A 20119-nucleotide genomic window follows, 5' to 3' on the forward strand; every position below is an offset into this window, starting at 1 on the left:
TAAAATTAAAAAATAGAACCAATGTTTGCCGCTTCTTATTTTAACATAAATCTTGCGGCGTCTATGCTATATTGTAGCGATTTATTTCGATTTAGCAAATACGTAATTTTAAACAACATATTTTTGTAATAATATAATCATCGGTTTGAAGCGAGTTAAAAATAAAAAAACTGCTAAATATTAGCAGTTTTGGGGTTCGATTTTTAAGCTTTAGATATCGCATGTTCGACTTTAATGCAACGATTCATTATAACCGTATATCCCTTGTTTTTTAAGAATTCATAGGCTTCTTCGTTTTCAAGGCCAAGCTGTGCCCAGTAGATATCTGCATCGATCTCATCAAACTCCTTCGCAACATCGAACAGTTGTTCTGACCTGCGAAAAACATTAACAATGTCCACATGTCCTTCGATATCTTTGAGAGATGCAACAGCCTTTACTCCTAATGCAGAATCAATTGTGGGATTTACCGGGATAATTTCATAGCCAGCTTTTTGCATCGCTTCAGACACTTGGTAAGAAGTCCGTTCAGGATTATTACTTAAACCAACTACGGCAATTCTTTTTGCCTTTTTTAAAATATTACCAATTTCATTGCGACTTGGATTTTCAATAGTCATCATATTCACTCCTAGGGTCTTTTTCTTTATTTTACCTATTTTTTCAAAAAAAACATAATAAACAGCTTAAAGGGTCTCAATCTTTACTTCTTAGTTGTAAAGAGTTACACCGTTTCTACCACGGTCTTTTGAAATAGATAGTGCATGATTCGCCTCCAAAATTAACTCCTCTTTCGCTTTTCCTTTAGAAAATACGGAGATTCCAAAGCTGCAAGTGATTTGATCGATATTCTCAAATTGAAATTCCTCAATAATTGAACGGATGGATTCTGCTAATTCCTGTGCCCCATTTCCGTCGGTACCAGGAGTAAGTAATATGAATTCTTCTCCACCCCAACGGACAAAAATATCTGATTCGCGAATCCGTTGTTGAACGATGATGGAAATAGTAGAGAGTACTTTATCACCTGCATCATACCCAAACTGTTCATTCACATGTTTAAAGAAATCAATATCCATGATAATCATCGATAAGGGCTGATTTAATCGTTCTGCTCGCCTCATTTCCACTTCTAAGATCGCATTCATTTCCAATTGGTTTATACTGTATGTTAAAGAATCCATTAGGAAAAATTGTCTGTTCCCACTCTTCTCATTCTCTAAATGAGTGATATCCATACAGACACATAAGTATTGGTTTGAACCCGGTATGGACTCATACTGTAAATTAAAGTAACTCTCTTCACTACTGCTGTTGATCCAGTGCATATTTACAGAGTTTTTCCCCGTTTCGATGATTTCTTCAAACCATCTACTTTTGTCGATTGGATAAAAATAATTGGCATCATCTACAAAAAAACTAGAGAGGTATTTCAATATAGGTAGCTGTGTCTGTGCCTTACTAATGCCAGTAAAATTACTAAAAGCTTGATTGAATTCGATAATCTCCTCGTTGTCAATCACAAAGATAAGGTGATTTTGAAAATTCATTAAAGCTCTCGTTAACTTCTTTTGTTTGGATATTTCTTTTTCAAGCTGTTTCACATCTTTGTATTGGTAAGTTAAGTATGGGTGATTATTAGCCGCCACTTTGAAGCACCTCTTTCTATCATTCAGGATAATATGATAAAACCGACCATTGATTACGAAACTTGGGTCGGTTTAGTATGTATTTCTATGATTTTATCTAAATTATATTGACTCCATGCAAGGCTTTCAATGAATTAACAAATGGTTTGAAAATTCTCCTTATTTTTGTAATAAATTTGACTCTATTTGTTCTTACTTTTGACTGTAATCAAAAAAGCAAGAACATGTGAAAGGATTAATAGTGTTTTTTCTTAATTCCATGGTAAAATAGAAGGACTGGATCTTTTTGTAGAAGGAGAATTTGTTAATGATTCAAATTATTTTAGTAGTTATTCTGGCATATTTACTTGGTTCGATCCCCTCTGGTTTAATTATCGGAAAGGTTTTTTATAAAACAGATATTCGTGAACATGGGAGTGGAAATTTAGGTGGAACCAATACCTTTCGTACCCTCGGTGTGAAAGCTGGATTAGTCGTTACACTGGCTGACATCCTGAAAGGGACCTTAGCTGCCGCCTTACCGCATCTTTTCCAAGTTGATATAAACCCATTATTGGCAGGTATTTTTGCAGTGGTCGGACACACCTATCCAATCTTCGCCGGGTTTCGTGGCGGAAAAGCGGTTGCTACCTCTGGTGGTGTCGTATTGTTTTATGCACCTTATATGTTTATTACTGTATTAATTTTCTTTTTTATTAGTTTATACCTATCAAAATATGTTTCCTTATCATCGATGGTTGCAGGGGTTACAGCCGTGATGTTTGCCATTGTTTCAGGGGTAGTTGGTGAATGGGATATCCCTCTTCTCATCGTCGTCCTGTTCCTTGCGTCGTTTGTCATTTATCGTCACCGAGCAAATATTAAACGAATTATGAATAAGACCGAGCCCAAGATTAAATGGCTATAGCAAAAAAGAACCGGATTTTTCGGTTCTTTTTTATATGTTAAATTCTCCTAATTAAGCAAAGAATAGTTTTAAAATTATACAAGAATATACTATAGTATAATTATCAGATAAAAGATAAGGAGTAATTATGAAAAGGCATGTCATACCTTCAGTTATAATTATTTTTGTTTGTATTGCTTTAGCATCATTCCTTTTTATTCAACAATGGCAAAACACGACTGAGGATGAACAAAAGGTTTTACCTGCAAAAAATCTTCAAACCCGTTCTTCATTGCTGGTCAATCGAGAATTTACAGAAAAAATAACCATTGGAGCTATTGGAGATATCCTTATTCACGATAATGTATATCAAGATGCCTTTAATGGAGCTACATATGAATTTGACCCGATGTTTGAGAACGTAAAAACTCTATTAAAAAAACCAGACGTATTAACTGCCAATCAAGAAAGCACGATAGGCGGAAAAACATTAGGGCTTGGTGGTTATCCACGGTTTAATAGTCCCTACGAGTTGGCAGATGCTCTTGTACACACAGGAGTAGATATTGTATCTACTGCCAATAATCATACCTTAGATAAAGGTGAAAAAGGGATTAAGTCAGAGGCTGACTATTTAGAAAGTATTGGTTTACCTCACGTTGGAAGCTTCCTTGATGAAAAGGACCGCCAAACATTGCGGATTTTAAATAAAAATGGGATAAAGATTGCTTTTCTCTCCTATACATACGGAACGAACGGAATCCCGGTTCCAAACGGAAAGGATTTTCTCGTCAATCTGATCAATCGTGAAACGATGCGTGATGAGATTCATCGCGCCAAAAAGGAAGCCGATGTCATTGTTATGAGTATCCATTGGGGAGATGAGTACCACCGAATGCCTAACAAAGAACAAAAGGATTTGGCTAGATTTCTCGCAAATGAGGGTGTCGATATCATTTTTGGATCTCATCCGCATGTTCTTCAACCCATGGAATGGATCAAAACAAAGGATGGAAGAAAATCGTTTGTTGTCTATTCATTAGGAAATTTTATCTCATCACAACGTAATGATTATAAAGATATTGGTGGTTTAGCTACGATTGACATTACAAAACATATATCAGGTAATGGAAACTCGATTGAATTGTCGAACCCTTATTTTTATCCCACCTATGTCTCTAGTAAAAGAAATCATAATTTCCATGTAATCCCCTTAGAAAATGCTGGTTCATTTGGTCTTCGTAACGCCAAAGGAAAGTACACGGAAATTCAAGATCACATGATGAAGTGGCTCCGTTAAAACGGAGCCTTTTTATTCTCAGATGAATGACAGGAGAAGATCGGATGGAATGGATAAAGCCGAAAGGGCTCTGGATTTCCGGGTTTTTTTTACTCATGATGTTTCTATTTACGAGAGGATTTTACCACCCTTTTTTTGTGTTATTAATTGGTTTATTTTTAATCATTGTTTTTTTTAAAGAAGAGAATCGACTTTTTGGTTGGATGATTATTTCATTTTTTCTCGGAAATCTCTTGCTTGGATACATGGATACTTTTATTGAGAGTTTTCATTTATCTCCTTTTTTGCTTATCATGATGAGTCAATTATTATTGTTGATTCCTATTTTAATGATTAGCTTTGTGGTTAAGCAGTTTAACCAAGAAATAACGCCTTACTTTCACCGGCCGAACTTCACTGAAGAAATTCAACTTCCTTTTAAAATTGTTTTTTCCTTTAGGAGATTTGTTCTTATATTTGGACTAATAGCTGTTCTATTTTTAGGTATCACACTTCAATTTCAAAAAGATGGCCTGCATTGGCTTCCGTTTCTATTGATTTTGTTATTCGCATTGGTAAATGCGATTTTTGATGAAATATTATGGCGTGGAATCCTTCTCCCGAAACTGATCAGACATACCAATCAACCAATTGGGATAGTCATTACGAGCATCGCTTTCGGTATCAACACCACCATGTTTGGTTTTTCAGCAATGATATGTATGATTTATATTTTTCTAGGATTCATGTTAGCTTTTTTAACGGTCAAAGCACAAAGTGTTTTTCCTGCGATGATTGCACATACTTACGTCACAACCATCTTGTTACTAAACGAGGTAATGACCATTCCTGTATATTATGGTTCATAGCGCAAAAAGCACACTTAAAGATGTTTACTCTTCAAGTGTGCCCAGATTCTTTTTCCAAATATGTTCTAACAATCCTTCTTTATGTAAAATGTCTCGTTGGCGATCACCAAGTAAATCAAAATGAGAATAACCATCCTTACGAACATGAATCCATTCTTTTTTTAATCCATGTTTTTGTCCCCATGCTGCTAATTGCTCAAGATTGTTACAACCAACCTTGGTTACTGTATTGCATCCTGGAAAGCGGTCATCTAACCAATAATGGGTTAAAAAAGCTAATTCTCCATTATCAATTTTTCTCTTCCACTCGATGACTTCCTGCCGTTTGATTCCAAAAGCCATCTAAGTCACCCCATTCCTAAAGACTTATGCCCTCACATCTGTTATAAATGGTTTATTTTTTCTTAATATCTTCATATTTTAAGAACCACTCTGGGAAGGCTTTTTTGAAGGAAGTCGGTCTAAAGTTATCTTTCTTAACAATAATGTGTGTGGTCTTCCCCTCCACACATATCTCGTCATCACCATTTACAACCTTATAACCATATACCGTTTTGATGCCGTCATTTAATTCAACCCAAGTTTTTACAAAACCTCGATCACCATACCGTAACGGTTTTTTATAGGTCGCTTGGACGTCATATACTGGGGCAAAATAACCTGACTCCTCCATTGCGAGATAACTATAGCCTAGGTCCTCAATAAACCCAGTTCTGCCAAGTTCAAAGTATTTAAGATAATTAGCGTGGTAAATGACTCCCATCATATCCGTGTCCGCATAATAGAGTTGAATTTCTCGAGTAGAAATAAAATAGTTTTCCATGGGCCCTCACCCTTTCTTCGATTGGTCGTTACATTTTATTGATCGCCTTTATTACATCTTCAACCTCAAGCAGGAGTGACTTTTCAAAAAGATCTTCCCCATCTTCCACTTCCATTAACCTTGAGGCCTGTGCTTGAATCATTTCATCCACCATATTAGTAGCAAAACGCCCATTTCCTTTAAAGGATTCTTGATCCATTTTACTCAATAACAGCCCTTTAGCATCACTTGATAACTGGTATTGATAACTTTCTGCATATACAGTCATAATTTCAAGCAGTTCTTCAGAAGAATAGTCTGGAAATAAGAAGAACTTTTTAAACCTTGAGCGAAGCCCTGGATTACTTTCTAATAGCAGGTCCATTTCATGTGGATAACCCGCCAGGACTACCACTAAGTTTTCATTGTGCTTTGTCATTTCATCAACTAGTGTATCGATGACTTCTTTACCAAAATCTCCTGAGGTCGAACTGAAAAGTGAATAGGCTTCATCAATAAATAGGACTCCCCCAAGAGCTTCTTTAATCTTTTTTTTCGTTTTTCCGGCAGTTTGTCCTACATATCCTGCCACAAAGTCTGCTCTGCTTGCGACAATTAGATGACCTCGTTTTAACATACCGCAGTCCTTTAAAAGCTCTGCATAAATCTTAGCTACGGTTGTTTTTCCTGTTCCAGGATTGCCGGTGAAAACCGCATGTAATTGAATAGGCACAGGAGAAAGCCCTTTTTCCGACCGGTATTGCTGCATCTTAACAAAGGAAATCAATGACCTCATTTCCATCTTTAATTCGTCTAGACCAATAAGCCGGTCTAATTTTTCATAAGGGGATTCTTCAACTTCTTCTTTTGCGATTAGAAAATCTTCTTGATTCAATAACATAAATTCAAGGATATTATCGTCAGTGACTTCCTTATTAGAGCCCTTTTTGAAAATCGCATCGATGACGATATTGCGGACTGTTCGTGCATTTCCAAAGGTATCATCCACCCGCTCACGTTCTAGTCGATGATTAATTTCAATTTTCGCTTCGTCGCTAAGGAAATAATCATTATCTGCTGAAACTTTTTCAGCTATTTTTATTAACTCTTCATTTGAATAATTAGGTAAATGAATGAGGTTTGACTGTGGAAAGCGACTGCGTAACCCTGGATTTGCATCCAAAAAGGTGCGCATTTCTTCGGGATAGCCAGCCAAAATAACTGCAAATCTCCCGCCAAACTCACTTCCAGTCATCAGGGAAACTAACGTATCAATGGCAGCTTGACCATAATCATTTCCTGTTTGTCCCTCGCGCTTCAAACTGTATGCTTCATCAATAAATAGCACACCACCAATGGAGCGTTCCACAACGGTGCGGACATTTTCTTCGGTTTGTCCAACGAAGGAACCCACAAGCTGGGAGCGGTCGGTCTCGATCACTTCCTCTCGAGGCAGGACTCCTAACTCATGATAAATTTTTGCTAATAAGCGGGCAAGTGTGGTTTTCCCTGTTCCCGGATTTCCTGTTAAAATCATATTTAGACTCAAATCGTCCTGCATTTGAAATCCTAAATCTTTCCGCTTTTTTTGATACTTGAGAAAGCGGTAAAAGTCATTTACCCGATTCTTGACAAACTCCATTCCAACCATATCATTTAGTTGATCTAATGCATTGATTTTATCGGTGATAGATTGTATGTTTTCTTTGTAAAATTGCTTTTGCCAAGTTTCTTTGATTTCATCTAAATTGGATAAATGCAATTTTAAATCATCATAGTAGGTGGAGGTATGGAAAACACCTGTAATTGATTGGTCATACTCCTCTACGGCCTTTAATAACCTGCCTGTTTCATCGATGGCAGCAGAGTATAATTCAAACATCTGATTATACCGTTGATACACTACCTTCGTACTCAAGGTTGCAGAGAATTCTCTTTTTGCGGCTAAATCTGTTTGTATTTCGTCTGCATTATTTAAAAAATTTTGACATACTTCTATGTACTGTTCGGCTGTTTTCTTTTTTGCCGTCCGGTTATCTGTTTCTCGCATTGCAGGAAATGTAAGAGGCATGAGTATATCGGCTAATTTTTTCCAATCCTTTTGTAACATATATTCTCTAGCCGCTTGATTATTTGGATTTAAATTAAGTGCTCTTTCCATCCAAATTGCAGCCATTTTATCCTGTTCATTTCGGCCGATCCGCGAGAGAGCGGCAATTGTTAACAGTTTTGATAAGGTGACAGGATTGGATTCATCTGTCAACGCAGAAATTAATGCACTTTCATTAGAAATCGAACCATTTTGGTTTAGTTCCATTTCCCATTGTTTGAGTTTTTCTTCATTATTATTAATGTGTTGGTTTACAATTTGTCTCAAAATCATCACTTCTTCTTCAAAATTTCCTTTCTATCTTACCATAACAATCACTCCATACCTAAACAAAAGACCTGTCCACAATGAACAGGTCTGCCCTCGATTTCAGCTTTGTTGGTTGTGTGCTTCATCTTTAATTTCTGATCGGAAGGAGTCAATGCTTTCCCGACGGCGTTCGTTTTTCGCCTCAATTTCCTGGCGTTGTGTCTCACTGTCGGTAAGTGCTAATGATTCTTCCGCTGCTTCAATATTATTTTCCGTATTCTGAATCATTGCTTGCAGCTTTTCAACGTTATCACTGCGGTCATCTGGATTCGGTTTGTTATTATAGGCCATTGTATTTCCTCCTAGGGTGTAATTGGTACAGATATAGTTTGTTTCTGACTGAAAAAAATAAACAAGAATTTTTTAAAAACAAAAAAGACTTGCTGGTTTTACCAGTCAAGTCTTAAATTCATTGTTATTCACCTTTTGTTTGTATTACTTGGGCGTGTTCGCCTGAAGTATCATTCATTTTCTTTCCTTTATTCCCGCTAAAGCCACGTGGTTGTGTTCCCACGTGATCTGGTTGAAAACGTTTCGTTTGATATTTTTTACCCATGTCATGATCCCTCCTTATTTACATTTTGTCCTAGTGGGAGGAAAACATGATTGGTAAACTTTTTTAGTTATTCTGCTTTACCGAGACGTTTTTCTTCTAAGCGCTGTTCAATCTTTTCCATCGCAGCGCGATCTTTTAATAGTTGTGTTTTATTTTCAGATACTAGCTCTGCAAATGAGCGTTTTCTTGGTTTTCTCATCGGTATCACCGTCCTTAGTTCCTATTCTAACAGTTATTATGCCCGGAAACGGTTGCAATTATTACAACTTTTTGAAAATTTTAAAGAAAAGCCTTTCACACGAAAAAAGACATTGGAATCATCCAACGTCTTTTTTAGTCTATTTTAACTTGCTGGTGAAATCTTTCATATCATCAAGTTTCATTTCACCGATATATTTATTCTGAATGTTTCCTTTACTATCAATAAAATACGTAGTTGGTATGGATAGGACTTGATAAGTTTCATTTACAGTATCTTCTGCATCAAGAAGAATTGGAAACGTAATTTTATTTTTATCCACAAAACCTTGGACATCTAATTGAGGATCAATGTTAACAGCTAAAATGACAACATCCTTTGGCATCTGCTTTGAAAATTGCTCCATTGCCGGCATTTCTGCCTTACATGGAGGACACCAGGTTGCCCAAAAGTTCAGCATCACTTTTTTGCCTTTTAAATTAGACAGCTTTACCTTTTCTCCGGTAAGTGTTTTCAGTTCAAAATCAGGTGCTTTTGCTCCAACAGCGAGACCTTCTTGACTTGCTGTGGGTTGACTCTTCGTTTCGGGAGTTTCTGAAGTCTTATCCATGGCTTGAACAATCGCGACGGTAAGTAAGGATACAAGTATTACGGTTGCAATTACTTTTTTTATCATTCCCGAATCCTCCTTTACATCATAATCTGCTACATTGATTTTACACTATAATCTTAGGTGAAACCAAACAAGGATATGCCGAAACTGTGACAATTTACAAAAAACAATCCGCTTCCACTCTTAGGATTGAAAGAGTTTCACCAGTTCTCCCTGGTAATTTCCTTTTATTATCCCTTTTTCAGTAATGATTGCGGTAACAAGTTCATTTGGTGTGACATCAAACGCAGGATTAAATACTTTCACACCTTCAGGGGCGGTCCTTTTTCCAAAGCCATCCGTAATTTCAGATGCATCTCTTTCCTCGATTGGGATATCGGTACCTGTTTTTGTATCCAAATCTATCGTTGAGGTCGGTGCTGCCACGTAGAAAGGGATATTATGGGCTTTTGCTAATAGGGCAACCCCGTATGTCCCGATTTTGTTGGCTACATCACCATTGGCTGCAACGCGATCACAACCGACAATCACTGCTTGCACCCAGCCCTTTTGCATCACCATTGCGGCCATATTGTCGGTAATGAGAGTAACATCTATGCCAGCCTGCATTAGTTCCCATGCAGTTAATCGCGCACCTTGTAGCAGCGGCCTTGTTTCATCAGCAAAAACTTTGATATCCCAGCCCTTTTCTTTTGCTAAATAAAGTGGTGCTAAAGCTGTTCCATATCTCGCAGTAGCGATCCCGCCCGCATTGCAATGGGTTAGAATCCCCATGCCGTCCTCTAATAGGTTTAAAGCATGCTTTCCAATGGTCCGACATACTTCTTCATCTTCATTACGAATGTTATGAGCTTCTTCTTCCAAGGCTTCTTTGATTTGATTAATCGGTAATTCCTTCTCTTTAAGTGCTCGTTCATTCATTCGTTTCAAGGCCCAAAACAAGTTCACGGCTGTTGGTCGTGATGATGCCAAATAATTTGATTGCTTTTGTAAATGTTCATAAAACTCTTCAAAAGAACTTTCTGGAGCATCTTTGATCCCAAGCACTAATCCATACGCTGCAGCTATGCCAATTGCCGGCGCTCCACGAACTTTAAGTTGTTTAATGGCATCCCAGGCATCTTCGATTTTTTTTGTTTCGAGAAATTCTGTAATGTTTGGTATTTTGGTTTGATCGAGTATTTTTAGTACTCCGTTTTCATAGGAAACGGATTGTAAGTATGTGTTTTCCATTTTAAAGCATCCCTTCAACTTTATGTAAATTCTTGTTAAGTTTTTAGAATCATTCCTTCAACTTCACCCAATGTAATTTTAACAATATCCGAGACATATGCAATACTTTCATTTTTTTATTCGTCTCTATGATAAGTTAACTAAATTGTTTGAAAATTTGTTAAAATAGAAGCATGAATGAAGGAGGGATATTTTTGAAAATACTTGTTTTAGGTGGAAGCCGCTTTTTAGGGAAAACGTTCGTAGAAGAAGCTTTAAAACGAAACCATGAAGTCACCATATTTAATCGTGGTATTCAAAGTCCCGGAATTAAGGATATCGAGGTCCTTTACGGAAATCGATTTGGAAATTTGAAAGCGCTTCAAAACCGCTATTGGGATGCTGTACTTGATACAAGCGGGTTTATCCCCTATACAGTCCAGAACACAACAAACTTATTAAAAGACCAGGTCCAGCATTATACGTTTATTTCGAGTATTTCTGTCTATCAAGATTGGATTCAAGAGAATTTAGATGAAAACTACCCTGTCTTGGAAATGTCAATTGAGGAAGCAAATCAGCTTTCAATGGATGCAGACGGACCCATCTATCAATATTACGGACATTTTAAGGCCTTATGTGAACAAATAGCTGAGAAAAATATGCCGGGGCGTGTGTTAAATATTCGTGCCGGTCAATTAATTGGACCAAATGATTATACGGACCGTGTCCCTTATTGGGTAAATAGAATGGCAAAAGGCGGCAAGGTTCTGGTCCCAGGAAATCCAAACCGCCGGGTGCAGATGATTGACAACAAAGACCTGGCTAACTGGATCCTCGACATGGAAGAACAGCGCTCCTCTGGAACGTTTAATGCAACGGGCCCGGATTATCCATTAACAATTAAAGAGTTTGTCGATACATGTATGAAAGTGACAGGTTCAAATGCAGACGTGGTTTGGGCCGAGGAACAATTTCTTTTGGATCAAAATGTAGCCCCATGGACAGAAATGCCGCTGTGGGTACCCGAAAATTCTCCATTGTCACCTGAGTCAGTAAAGCCATGGAAAGGTGCATTTTCTATCAATGTTGATAAAGCCATTCAGAGTGGTCTTTCATACAGGCCTCTTGAAGATAGTATCACTGATATTTATGAATGGGAGAAAACCCGCCAATTGGCTGAGGATGAGTGGAATGCTGGGATACGCGCAGATAAAGAGAAAGAACTTCTAAATTTATTGGCTAAAAATTGAGCTGGTTTATACTGTTCTAGTCTGAAATATAAATAGTCCTCAATAGAAAATATTGAGGACCTTTAATTTTAGGCAATTGATGGGCTGTATTCTTTTAGCCCATTAGTTTTCGTTTTTGCTTAAGTAATTCATTAAATTCTTTGTCTAACTCAGTATATCTAGCGTCTTTTTGATCCATGAACGATAACTCACCTAAGACAGATGCAATCTTGTTTTCAATTATTAAGAGTGATTCTCTCAATGCGTCCTCATTGGTTCCCTCCTGATTTAAATACTCCTCAGGTTTCATCTCAATTCGTCGAATTTGCTGATTTTCAAATACAATCAGCCGGTCACAAAGCTTATTGAGGAAGTAATAGTCATGAGAAACGGTAATAATCGTCCCAGAAAACTCTGATAACGTATTTTCAAGCTGCTCCCTGCTCGGTAAGTCTAGGTGATTGGTTGGTTCGTCAAGAATGAGAACGTCATATTCTTTCATTAACATATCAACGAGTTTTATTCTCGTTCGTTCCCCTAAACTCAATGTTCCAATTGGCTTAGTGATCAACGGCTCCTTTAAGCCTACATTGGCTAATAGAGTTCTTGCTTTCAGCACACTCTCGCGATCAGTGAATCCTAGAGCTTCAATAGCTGTTTTTTCGGCAGGTAACTCATCAACATCTTGACTTAAATAAGCAATTTTTATGGAGTCGCTGCTCCACAACTCCCCATTAGAATAATCCTCTTGACCTAACATCATTTTTATTAGTGTCGTTTTACCGCAGCCATTTTCACCCAAGAGTCCCAAGCGGTCGCCATAATTAATAAAGAAGTTGGATTTTTGAAAAAGTGTTCGATTGTCAAACGATTTGGACAGGTTCTTAGCCTCGACAATTCGTTTGCCTCTTTTCCCTTGTGTGTCAAACTGAAACCTAATTTGAACTTCATCTAAAGGCTTTTCCAGCTTATTTTTTTCCAACTCATTTTGCAGCCGTTTCATTTTTGATTTTACTTGATTGTCTGTTTTTTTAGCCTTTACCCGATGATATTCCTTAAACCCATTTTGTCGTTTGCTTGGTCCTTTCCCTTTTTTTGTAGATTCGCGATGGGCTTTTTCGGACCACGATTTTAACTGAGTAATTTGTGTTTCCACGTCTTTTATTTTTTGCTGCTGGACATCATATTGGTGTCTCTCATTTTCAAGTTGTAGCTTCTTCTCTTTCTGATAGTCACTATAGTTTCCATTGTAAAAATTAATTTTGCTATTTTCTAATTCAAAAATTCTAGTTACCGTTTTATCTAAAAAATGTCGATCATGCGAGATGATTAGGACGGGGCCTCGGAACTTCTCTAATTCAGAAACCAACCACTCGATCCCTTTATAATCTAAATGGTTCGTTGGTTCATCCAATATTAAAAAGTCTGGTTTTGAAGCCCAAACCATTGCTAATGCTAACTTTAACTTTTCCCCGCCACTTAAATGTTCTAAACGTTCTTCTTCCCAGTTATAAACCTTTGTGAGACCTAACATGCTGGCATGCTCGAGCAAATGACTTTTGGTATTTCCTGATAAAGACTGCTGAAAATCACTAACCTGATAATCAATGGATTGGGAAAGATAGCCAATCGTTAAATCTCTTGATTTTTCTACAATGCCTTTTTCTGGTGAAATTTTCCCGAAAAGGATATTGGCCAAAGTGGTTTTTCCTGTTCCATTATAGCCAACAAGCCCAATCCGTTCTCCATTTTTTATATCAAAATGAATATTATCTAATACCTTTTTTAAATCAAAACTTTTTTCTATGTCGATTACTTTTAATACAATTTGCTGATTTGTATGCATAAAAAAACTCCCTTCACAAGAACCTGAAGAGAGATTTATGTCATAGTTATCGCTTTAGAAGCAACACAAATAAACCCGTTAATGGTTTGATTGTGTTCGCATTTATACGATTAGGACATAAAAAAGGACATACTAATCCTATTCTTCAGGTTCAACATTTTTCGTTATTCGAATCATGTCTGAAAAATAAGATTATAATTTCATCGGCCCTTAATCATTCCTTTTCGTTTGTTAGTTATATTTTATTAAAAAGAGAGAAAGATTGTCAATCCTTTCAATAAAAAACACCATGCCAAGTTGAAGTGGCATGGTGTTATCAATATTAAGCTTGTAATTTTTCACGTAGAACCATTGGAAGAATTCCACCGTGACGGTAGTAATCAATTTCAACTTCTGAGTCAAAACGAACAAGAACTTCAAATTCTTTCTTGTTACCTGCTTCGTCAGTTGCAGTTACTTTTAAAAGATCACGTGGTTTTACATCTTCGCCTACTTGAACATCGATGGTTTCTTTACCTGTTAAACCAAGTGTTTCAGCGCTTTCGCCATCTTTAAATTGAAGTGGAAGCACACCCATTAACACAAGGTTTGAACGGTGAATACGTTCAAAGCTTTCAGCAAGAACTGTTTTAATACCTAAAAGGTTGGTACCTTTGGCAGCCCAGTCACGTGAAGAGCCCATTCCGTAATCTTTACCAGCAAGAACAATAAGTCCAGTACCGTTTTCTTTGTACTTCATGCAAGCATCATAAATCGATGTAACTTCACCAGTTGGCCAGTAAGTAGTGAAACCACCTTCTGTACCTGGTGCGATTTGGTTACGAATACGAATGTTTGCAAATGTTCCACGCATCATTACTTCGTGGTTACCACGACGGGAACCATAAGAGTTAAAGTCACGAATCGCAACGCCTTTTTCAAGTAGATATTTCCCTGCCGGCGTATTTTTACCAATAGCACCTGCTGGTGAAATATGGTCAGTTGTTACAGAATCACCAAACTTACCTACTACACGAAGTCCTGTTAAGGGTTCAACAGTACCTGGTTCTGGTGATAAGCCTTCAAAGAACGGTGGATTAGCAATATATGTTGAATCTTCATCCCAAGTATATAATGGCTCATTGCTTGTTTTGATCTCGTTCCAACGCTCGTTGTCACCAAACACGTTCGCATATTCGCTGCGGAATAATTCAGGAGTAACTGTGCGTTTTACTACATCATTAACTTCTGCAGTAGATGGCCAAATATCCTTGAAGAATACATCGTTTCCATCTTTATCCTTACCAATTGCTTCAGAAGCGAAGTCGATGTTTACAGTACCAGCAAGGGCGTAAGCAACAACTAATGGTGGTGAAGCAAGGTAGTTTGCTTTTACAAGCGGATGAATACGGCCTTCGAAGTTACGGTTACCAGAAAGTACTGATGTAACTAATAGATCGTTTTCAGCGATTGTTTTTTCAATTTCTTCTTTTAATGGACCGGAGTTACCGATACATGTTGTACAGCCGTAACCAACTAGGTTGAAGCCGATTTGCTCTAGGTATGGAAGTAAGCCAGAATCACGAAGATATCCTGTTACTACCTTAGATCCTGGGGCTAAAGAAGTTTTTACGAATTTTGGAACTTCCATTCCTAATTCAACAGCTTTCTTCGCAACCAATCCAGCACCTACTAGGACGTACGGGTTAGATGTATTTGTACAGCTTGTAATTGATGCAATCGCAACTGCACCAGTCTTAATAGTAGTTTCGTCGCCATTGTTAAATTTAACTGTAGCGGACTTATCAAGCTCATCTGCTTGTAAGCCAAAGCCTTGGTTTCCTTGTGGTGCAGAAACAGCTTTAACGAATTCTTCTTTCATTTTTGAAAGTGGGAGTAAATCTTGTGGACGCTTAGGACCAGATAGATTTGCTTCAATTTCAGAAAGTTCGATTTCAACTACATTTGTGTAAACTGGCTCAAATGAAGGATCAAAGAATAAGCCATTAGCTTTGCAGTATTGTTCAACCACATTAATTTGATCTTCTTCACGGCCTGTTAAGCGTAAATATGCTAGTGATTCATCATCAATTGGGAAGAATCCGCATGTAGCACCGTATTCAGGAGCCATGTTTGCAATCGTTGCACGGTCTGCAAGTGGAAGTACAGATACACCCGGGCCGAAGAATTCAACGAATTTACCAACAACACCCTTACTGCGTAGTACTTGAGTTACTTTTAATGCTAAGTCGGTTGCTGTTGCTCCATTTGGAAGTTCGCCCGTTAACTTAACACCAACAACTTCAGGTACTGGGAAGTAAGAAGGCTGTCCTAACATGCCAGCTTCAGCTTCAATACCGCCAACACCCCAGCCTAGAACACCAATACCATTGATCATTGTCGTATGTGAGTCTGTTCCTACTAAAGTATCTGGATATGCTTCTAATTCACCATCTACTTCAGCTACGTGAACAACGTCAGCCAAGTATTCAAGGTTTACTTGGTGAACGATACCTGTTGCAGGCGGAACGGCACGATAGTTGTTGAATGATTTTTGTGCCCAGCTAAGGAACTGGTAACGCTCTGCATTACGTTCAAATTCTAAATCCATGTTCACTCGTAAAGAATCACTAGATCCATAAGCATCAACTTGAACAGAGTGATCGATAACAAGGTCTACAGTTTTTTCTGGATTAATTTTGTCTGGGTCCCCGCCTAGGTCAGCCATTGCTTTTCTTAAAGAAGCAAGGTCTACTACTGCTGGAACTCCTGTGAAGTCTTGAAGGATTACACGTGAAGGTTTGAATGGAACATCCACTTCTTTCAGTTCAGCTGTTCCCCATTTAGCTAAGTTTTCAACGTGCTCTTTTGCGATTACGCGGCCATCATATTGGCGAAGTACAGATTCAAGTAAAACTTTTACTGAGTAAGGCAATTTAGAAACGTTGCCGATTCCTGCCTCTTCAAGTGCACTTAGACGGTAATAGTGATAACGTTTACCATTGGCTTCAAAAGAAGCTCGTGCGTTAAATACATCGTTTTTAACCATGTGTTAAAAACCCCCTCATTCGTCATAATTCACTAAAATAAATGAAAAGTCGAAAAGTCTGAATTTTCCCATCCGTCTTAACTTTTCTCACAATTCTTATCTTAATACAACCTAATTCATAAGTAAATAACAAGAAAGTTATTGTGATTGATAAGTTTAACTTATGTTTTTTTATGTATTTTGTTCTGAAAATTCAAAAAACACCATCTGTGTTAATATAGATGTTGGTAGGGAAAAAACGAAATTTTCACTAATATTATCTCAAAAAAACTTTTCTTTGTCATTATTTTTGCTATGCAGGAAATAGTAATGTTGTAGGAGGTGATTACTATGGTGAAACGAAAGTCTAATCATGTAATTCCAGGGATGAATGCAGCTAAAGGCCAAGGAAAAGGCGCTGGCTTTAATGAGGAATTTGCCAGTGAGTCTGAATTAACCGCCAAAGAAAGAATGAATAACAAAAAACGGAAAAAGAATCAATAGTAAAAAGCGGAAGCTCAATGCTTATGACCGCGAAACCCTAAGCACTTCAACAGAATTCAGAAAAGGAAAGCAGGCGATCTCCCGCCTGCTTTTCTTACTCCACTTGATTGACTTCTGACACCATGGTTGATAAATCCTGTTGGAACCGCTCTAACTGTGCCCGTTGATGTTCTGATGCTACTTCCATGGCATTTGAAATCTGCTGATAGGCTTCATTTACTTCATCCTTCAGATGTTTCAGTTGATGGCCATAACTTGCACTATCACTCACGATGGTTTCATATAGTCCTTGGGCATTTTCATACCCTTGTTGTGCTGCTTGAAATGCTTGTTGTTTATCTTTGTGGTAAGGAAACTTTTGCATGAGCATCTTTCACTCCTTCATTTTGTTTACAGTTAAATTGCACAGAACTACAAAAAATATACGGTATAAAAGGACTTAATGACTGCATCCTAACATATAGGAGGGATGAAAAATGAACAAAAACGATGGCAAAGACATGAGAAAAAATGCACCAAAACAATCTGGCCAGCCTGAGCCGCTTAGTGGTTCTAAAAAGGTAAAGAATCGCAACCATACAAGGGCCAAACATAATACCCATCATGATATGTAGTTGCCCGAAGCACCTATAGGTTTTTGGGCACTAAATTCTCTATATAAAGCCCCAGCACTAAGATTAAGTGCTGGGGCTCCAGGTTTATATTCTAAATAGTAATAAAAGCTTGTAGTAGGTGCTTTTCTTCTTCAGGCGTCACTGTTCGTAAATCAATGATAAATTCATCTTTTTGGATCCGTCCGACAATAGCCGGCTTCACTTCTGTGCGTAGTTTTTTGCTAAGCTGGTCTGCACTCAGAGTACTGTGTTTCAAAGCGATCACCATCGTTGGAAGCTCCACATCAGGCATCGTTCCTCCACCCACTTGACTGGTTGCCTCAGTAATTTTTGTAACATACTTTCCAGTATTTTGTAATAAATTTGTAACAAAAGACTTAGATCGAACGTCTAATTCTTCAAGTGGTACAAATAAATCTCGAAGCGTTGGAATATTTACCAGTCCTGTTTCACCACGGGCATAATCAATTAATGTTCCTTCTAATGCAGCTAACGTCATTTTATCGACACGCAGAACTCGTGCCAATTGATGTTTTTTCAAACGATCAATAATTTCTTTTTTACCAGCAATAATCCCTGCCTGTGGTCCGCCAAGGAGCTTGTCTCCACTAAAAGATACAACATCTGCCCCTAACCCAATGACCTCTTTCACGACAGGTTCCTCACCAATTCCATGCTTCCTGAAATCGTATATGGCACCACTTCCTAGATCTTCATAAAAAATGACATCTTCCAAACGTTTTGTAAGATGAACAAGTTCTTCTGTTTCGACCGTTTTGGTAAAACCAATCACTTTAAAATTACTCGTATGAACTTTCATGACAATTGCTGTGTCTGGGCTGACTGCTTTTTCATAATCAAATAAATGCGTTTTATTGGTGGTGCCCACTTCAACTAGGTTTGCGCCACTCTCTTCCATGATTGATGAAATTCGAAAGGAACCGCCAATTTCAACAAGCTGCCCTCTCGAAACAATGACTTCTTTTTGAAGAGCGAGGGCTCTTAAAACAAGATAAACAGCAGAAGCATTATTATTAACCACCATGGCTGCTTCAGCCCCAGTGATTTCTTTAATTAAGCTTTCAACATGACTATGTCGTGAGCCTCTTTCGCCTTCAGATAACTTATACTCTAGGTTGGAATAGTTCCTTGCCGTCTCCATCATATGGCTGATCGCGTTTTCGCTCAATCTAGCCCTTCCTAAATTCGTATGTAAAATAGTGCCTGTTGCGTTGATCACTTTTTCAATTGTATAAGAATACTGTTTCTTAATATTTGATTCGAGGATAGAAAATAGGTCGTCAAGAAAATCGTTGGTCCCTGGTCTCGCACCTGGCCAATTATCATAAAGAATTGCCCCCCTAATGCTTTCAAGACAATCTTTAAGTTGTTTGGTCAAATGTAGTTGATCCAACTGACTTTCATTAAGCAGATTCAAAAACCTCTGATGATTTTGAAGTTCATGGACCGCTGGGATGGAGCGTAGCCATTCTTTCAAGATAAAAACTCCTTTATCCGTCGTTCTCTTTCTATAATATACCAAGCTTCAGAGCCCATAGATGATCGTAATTAAGAAAAGAGGCGCTTTTGCATGTCCCAATTATATCATATCATTTTCACATTTTTATCCCTTATGAATAAAATGAAACGAGCAAGGGGGATTAAATATGTCAAAAAAGAAACAACTGAAAAATAATCAAAACTTTGACTTTGAAGAAGTAGAAAAATGGCTGGAGGAATATTTTCTCGATCCACTTACGTCCTATTATGATGCAACCCAATTTCAAATCGATCTGTATGAGACAGAAAAGGAATGGATTGTTGAGGCCATCTTAAATGAATATCAAACTTCTGAATTAAAGGTTTATATAGAAGGAGATAAATTAGTGATATCAGCGTCTAAATACCCCCCTTCCAAGATCAAAAAACGAGAAAGGACCATTAACTTTCCGTTTCAAGTCGTGAACCAGGCTGTTTATGCCACTTTTACTAACGGAATTTTAGAAGTTGTGATATCAAAAATAGATAGATGTATAGGAAAAAATAGATACATTACCCTTCCATAATTTCTTCACTATTGTGGGATTATTTTTTCGTTCCTCAATTAACATAATCTTTTTATAAGTAAAAAAAAGAAGCCCTCTAATTCTTTTTGATCAGAGGGCTTCTTTTTATTTTTTGGAAATGATTTCAATCATCTCGTCTGTATCAGGAAATACTCCTGTTTCAAGCTTGGAATAGATTTTCTCCCCATTCACGGTCACTTCAAATGCGCCGCCTGAACTTGGAATTAGTTCTAACTTTTGAATATCTCTAAAAAAATGATTGAAAAGCTCTTCCGCGAAACTCGCGGCTTTAGGTGAGTAGTTTCATTGCATGCAAAATTCTACAATAATATGGTAATTCTTCATAGAAACAGCCTCCAAAAATGA

At 37.6% G+C, this 20119-nt stretch carries 22 protein-coding genes; 7 read left to right on the top strand and 15 right to left on the bottom strand.

The features are described from left to right. Positions 1-203: 203 nt before the first annotated feature. Together M3610_RS13630 and M3610_RS28325 are read right to left on the bottom strand one after the other, a co-directional pair. Complete coding sequence (locus tag M3610_RS13630) at positions 204-620, bottom strand: CoA-binding protein (protein WP_098571226.1); 417 nt, start codon at positions 618-620, stop codon at positions 204-206. Positions 621-710: 90 nt separating this feature from the next. Beyond that, positions 711-1649, bottom strand: coding sequence for a sensor domain-containing diguanylate cyclase (locus tag M3610_RS28325; protein ID WP_251459776.1), 939 nt, complete (start codon positions 1647-1649; stop codon positions 711-713). 307 nt (positions 1650-1956) lie between these two features. On the opposite strand from M3610_RS28325, the gene plsY reads away from it, so the two are divergent. The 3 genes from plsY (at position 1957) to M3610_RS13650 (ending at position 4683) form a co-directional block, all read left to right on the top strand. Next, on the top strand, positions 1957-2556 hold the full coding sequence (plsY, locus tag M3610_RS13640; protein ID WP_098571224.1) for a glycerol-3-phosphate 1-O-acyltransferase PlsY: 600 nt from the start codon (positions 1957-1959) through the stop codon (positions 2554-2556). A 127-nt stretch (positions 2557-2683) separates the two neighbouring features. After that, on the top strand, positions 2684-3835 hold the full coding sequence (locus tag M3610_RS13645; RefSeq protein ID WP_251459778.1) for a CapA family protein: 1152 nt from the start codon (positions 2684-2686) through the stop codon (positions 3833-3835). A gap of 44 nt (positions 3836-3879) precedes the next feature. After that, on the top strand, positions 3880-4683 hold the full coding sequence (locus M3610_RS13650; protein ID WP_251459780.1) for a CPBP family intramembrane glutamic endopeptidase: 804 nt from the start codon (positions 3880-3882) through the stop codon (positions 4681-4683). A 24-nt stretch (positions 4684-4707) separates the two neighbouring features. Here the strand turns inward: M3610_RS13650 and M3610_RS13655 are convergent, their stop codons facing one another. From M3610_RS13655 to mtnA, 8 genes are all read right to left on the bottom strand, one after another. Then, a complete protein-coding gene (locus tag M3610_RS13655) occupies positions 4708-5025 on the bottom strand; it encodes a hypothetical protein (protein WP_251459781.1) in 318 nt (105 codons plus the stop codon). 52 nt (positions 5026-5077) lie between these two features. After that, complete coding sequence (locus M3610_RS13660; RefSeq protein WP_251459782.1) at positions 5078-5506, bottom strand: acyl-CoA thioesterase; 429 nt, start codon at positions 5504-5506, stop codon at positions 5078-5080. Positions 5507-5534: 28 nt separating this feature from the next. Next, positions 5535-7868: an AAA family ATPase gene (locus tag M3610_RS13665; RefSeq protein ID WP_251459784.1), complete on the bottom strand. Its 2334-nt coding sequence runs from the start codon at positions 7866-7868 to the stop codon at positions 5535-5537. Positions 7869-7964: 96 nt separating this feature from the next. Beyond that, positions 7965-8195: a small acid-soluble spore protein Tlp gene (gene tlp, locus M3610_RS13670; RefSeq protein ID WP_098571218.1), complete on the bottom strand. Its 231-nt coding sequence runs from the start codon at positions 8193-8195 to the stop codon at positions 7965-7967. Positions 8196-8319: 124 nt separating this feature from the next. Further along, the gene (locus tag M3610_RS13675; protein ID WP_026567323.1) at positions 8320-8460 is read right to left on the bottom strand and encodes an acid-soluble spore protein N; all 141 of its coding nucleotides are present in this window, start codon (positions 8458-8460) and stop codon (positions 8320-8322) included. A 67-nt stretch (positions 8461-8527) separates the two neighbouring features. Beyond that, positions 8528-8659, bottom strand: a complete 132-nt coding sequence (locus tag M3610_RS13680; RefSeq protein ID WP_026567322.1) for an FbpB family small basic protein — start codon at positions 8657-8659, stop codon at positions 8528-8530. 139 nt (positions 8660-8798) lie between these two features. Beyond that, positions 8799-9335: a TlpA family protein disulfide reductase gene (locus M3610_RS13685; RefSeq protein ID WP_098576457.1), complete on the bottom strand. Its 537-nt coding sequence runs from the start codon at positions 9333-9335 to the stop codon at positions 8799-8801. Between the two features lie 120 nt (positions 9336-9455). Then, on the bottom strand, positions 9456-10505 hold the full coding sequence (mtnA, locus tag M3610_RS13690; protein WP_251459785.1) for an S-methyl-5-thioribose-1-phosphate isomerase: 1050 nt from the start codon (positions 10503-10505) through the stop codon (positions 9456-9458). Between the two features lie 194 nt (positions 10506-10699). Here mtnA and M3610_RS13695 point away from each other — a divergent pair, with 194 nt between their 5' ends. After that, positions 10700-11737: an NAD-dependent epimerase/dehydratase family protein gene (locus M3610_RS13695; protein WP_098576455.1), complete on the top strand. Its 1038-nt coding sequence runs from the start codon at positions 10700-10702 to the stop codon at positions 11735-11737. 94 nt (positions 11738-11831) lie between these two features. On the opposite strand, the gene abc-f is transcribed toward M3610_RS13695, so the two are convergent. Further along, positions 11832-13562 carry a ribosomal protection-like ABC-F family protein gene (abc-f, locus tag M3610_RS13700; protein ID WP_251459787.1) on the bottom strand — a complete coding sequence of 577 codons (1731 nt, stop codon included), beginning with the start codon at positions 13560-13562 and terminating at the stop codon, positions 11832-11834. 322 nt (positions 13563-13884) lie between these two features. Continuing rightward, positions 13885-16590 carry an aconitate hydratase AcnA gene (acnA, locus tag M3610_RS13705; protein ID WP_098576453.1) on the bottom strand — a complete coding sequence of 902 codons (2706 nt, stop codon included), beginning with the start codon at positions 16588-16590 and terminating at the stop codon, positions 13885-13887. Positions 16591-16920: 330 nt separating this feature from the next. On the opposite strand from acnA, the gene sspO reads away from it, so the two are divergent. After that, on the top strand, positions 16921-17073 hold the full coding sequence (sspO, locus tag M3610_RS13710; protein ID WP_098576452.1) for a small acid-soluble spore protein O: 153 nt from the start codon (positions 16921-16923) through the stop codon (positions 17071-17073). Positions 17074-17167: 94 nt separating this feature from the next. On the opposite strand, the gene M3610_RS13715 is transcribed toward sspO, so the two are convergent. After that, the gene (locus M3610_RS13715; protein WP_098576458.1) at positions 17168-17437 is read right to left on the bottom strand and encodes a hypothetical protein; all 270 of its coding nucleotides are present in this window, start codon (positions 17435-17437) and stop codon (positions 17168-17170) included. Between the two features lie 112 nt (positions 17438-17549). Here M3610_RS13715 and M3610_RS13720 point away from each other — a divergent pair, with 112 nt between their 5' ends. Next, a complete protein-coding gene (locus tag M3610_RS13720) occupies positions 17550-17687 on the top strand; it encodes a small acid-soluble spore protein P (RefSeq protein WP_098576451.1) in 138 nt (45 codons plus the stop codon). 91 nt (positions 17688-17778) lie between these two features. Here M3610_RS13720 and selA read toward each other — a convergent pair whose 3' ends face one another. Next, positions 17779-19185, bottom strand: a complete 1407-nt coding sequence (gene selA / locus M3610_RS13725) for an L-seryl-tRNA(Sec) selenium transferase (protein WP_251459789.1) — start codon at positions 19183-19185, stop codon at positions 17779-17781. A 169-nt stretch (positions 19186-19354) separates the two neighbouring features. On the opposite strand from selA, the gene M3610_RS13730 reads away from it, so the two are divergent. Then, positions 19355-19753: an Hsp20/alpha crystallin family protein gene (locus tag M3610_RS13730; RefSeq protein ID WP_251459791.1), complete on the top strand. Its 399-nt coding sequence runs from the start codon at positions 19355-19357 to the stop codon at positions 19751-19753. A 105-nt stretch (positions 19754-19858) separates the two neighbouring features. Here the strand turns inward: M3610_RS13730 and M3610_RS13735 are convergent, their stop codons facing one another. After that, positions 19859-20098, bottom strand: a complete 240-nt coding sequence (locus M3610_RS13735) for an Rdx family protein (RefSeq protein WP_373561747.1) — start codon at positions 20096-20098, stop codon at positions 19859-19861. Between the last annotated feature and the right edge of the window lie 21 nt (positions 20099-20119).

Source organism: Neobacillus sp. MER 74 (assembly GCF_023714155.1).

Bases quoted from the DNA above. Each gene is read 5' to 3' on its own strand.
- M3610_RS13655 (WP_251459781.1), bottom strand. From the start codon at position 5,025: ATGGCTTTTGGAATCAAACGGCAGGAAGTCATCGAGTGGAAGAGAAAA.
- M3610_RS13665 (WP_251459784.1), bottom strand. From the start codon at position 7,868: ATGATTTTGAGACAAATTGTAAACCAACACATTAATAATAATGAAGAA.
- M3610_RS13715 (WP_098576458.1), bottom strand. From the start codon at position 17,437: ATGCAAAAGTTTCCTTACCACAAAGATAAACAACAAGCATTTCAAGCA.
- M3610_RS13630 (WP_098571226.1), bottom strand. From the start codon at position 620: ATGACTATTGAAAATCCAAGTCGCAATGAAATTGGTAATATTTTAAAA.
- mtnA (WP_251459785.1), bottom strand. From the start codon at position 10,505: ATGGAAAACACATACTTACAATCCGTTTCCTATGAAAACGGAGTACTA.
- plsY (WP_098571224.1), top strand. From the start codon at position 1,957: ATGATTCAAATTATTTTAGTAGTTATTCTGGCATATTTACTTGGTTCG.
- abc-f (WP_251459787.1), bottom strand. From the start codon at position 13,562: ATGCATACAAATCAGCAAATTGTATTAAAAGTAATCGACATAGAAAAA.
- M3610_RS13650 (WP_251459780.1), top strand. From the start codon at position 3,880: ATGGAATGGATAAAGCCGAAAGGGCTCTGGATTTCCGGGTTTTTTTTA.
- M3610_RS13720 (WP_098576451.1), top strand. From the start codon at position 17,550: ATGAACAAAAACGATGGCAAAGACATGAGAAAAAATGCACCAAAACAA.
- M3610_RS13730 (WP_251459791.1), top strand. From the start codon at position 19,355: ATGTCAAAAAAGAAACAACTGAAAAATAATCAAAACTTTGACTTTGAA.
- tlp (WP_098571218.1), bottom strand. From the start codon at position 8,195: ATGGCCTATAATAACAAACCGAATCCAGATGACCGCAGTGATAACGTT.
- M3610_RS13675 (WP_026567323.1), bottom strand. From the start codon at position 8,460: ATGGGTAAAAAATATCAAACGAAACGTTTTCAACCAGATCACGTGGGA.
- M3610_RS13680 (WP_026567322.1), bottom strand. From the start codon at position 8,659: ATGAGAAAACCAAGAAAACGCTCATTTGCAGAGCTAGTATCTGAAAAT.
- M3610_RS13645 (WP_251459778.1), top strand. From the start codon at position 2,684: ATGAAAAGGCATGTCATACCTTCAGTTATAATTATTTTTGTTTGTATT.
- sspO (WP_098576452.1), top strand. From the start codon at position 16,921: ATGGTGAAACGAAAGTCTAATCATGTAATTCCAGGGATGAATGCAGCT.
- M3610_RS13685 (WP_098576457.1), bottom strand. From the start codon at position 9,335: ATGATAAAAAAAGTAATTGCAACCGTAATACTTGTATCCTTACTTACC.
- M3610_RS13660 (WP_251459782.1), bottom strand. From the start codon at position 5,506: ATGGAAAACTATTTTATTTCTACTCGAGAAATTCAACTCTATTATGCG.
- acnA (WP_098576453.1), bottom strand. From the start codon at position 16,590: ATGGTTAAAAACGATGTATTTAACGCACGAGCTTCTTTTGAAGCCAAT.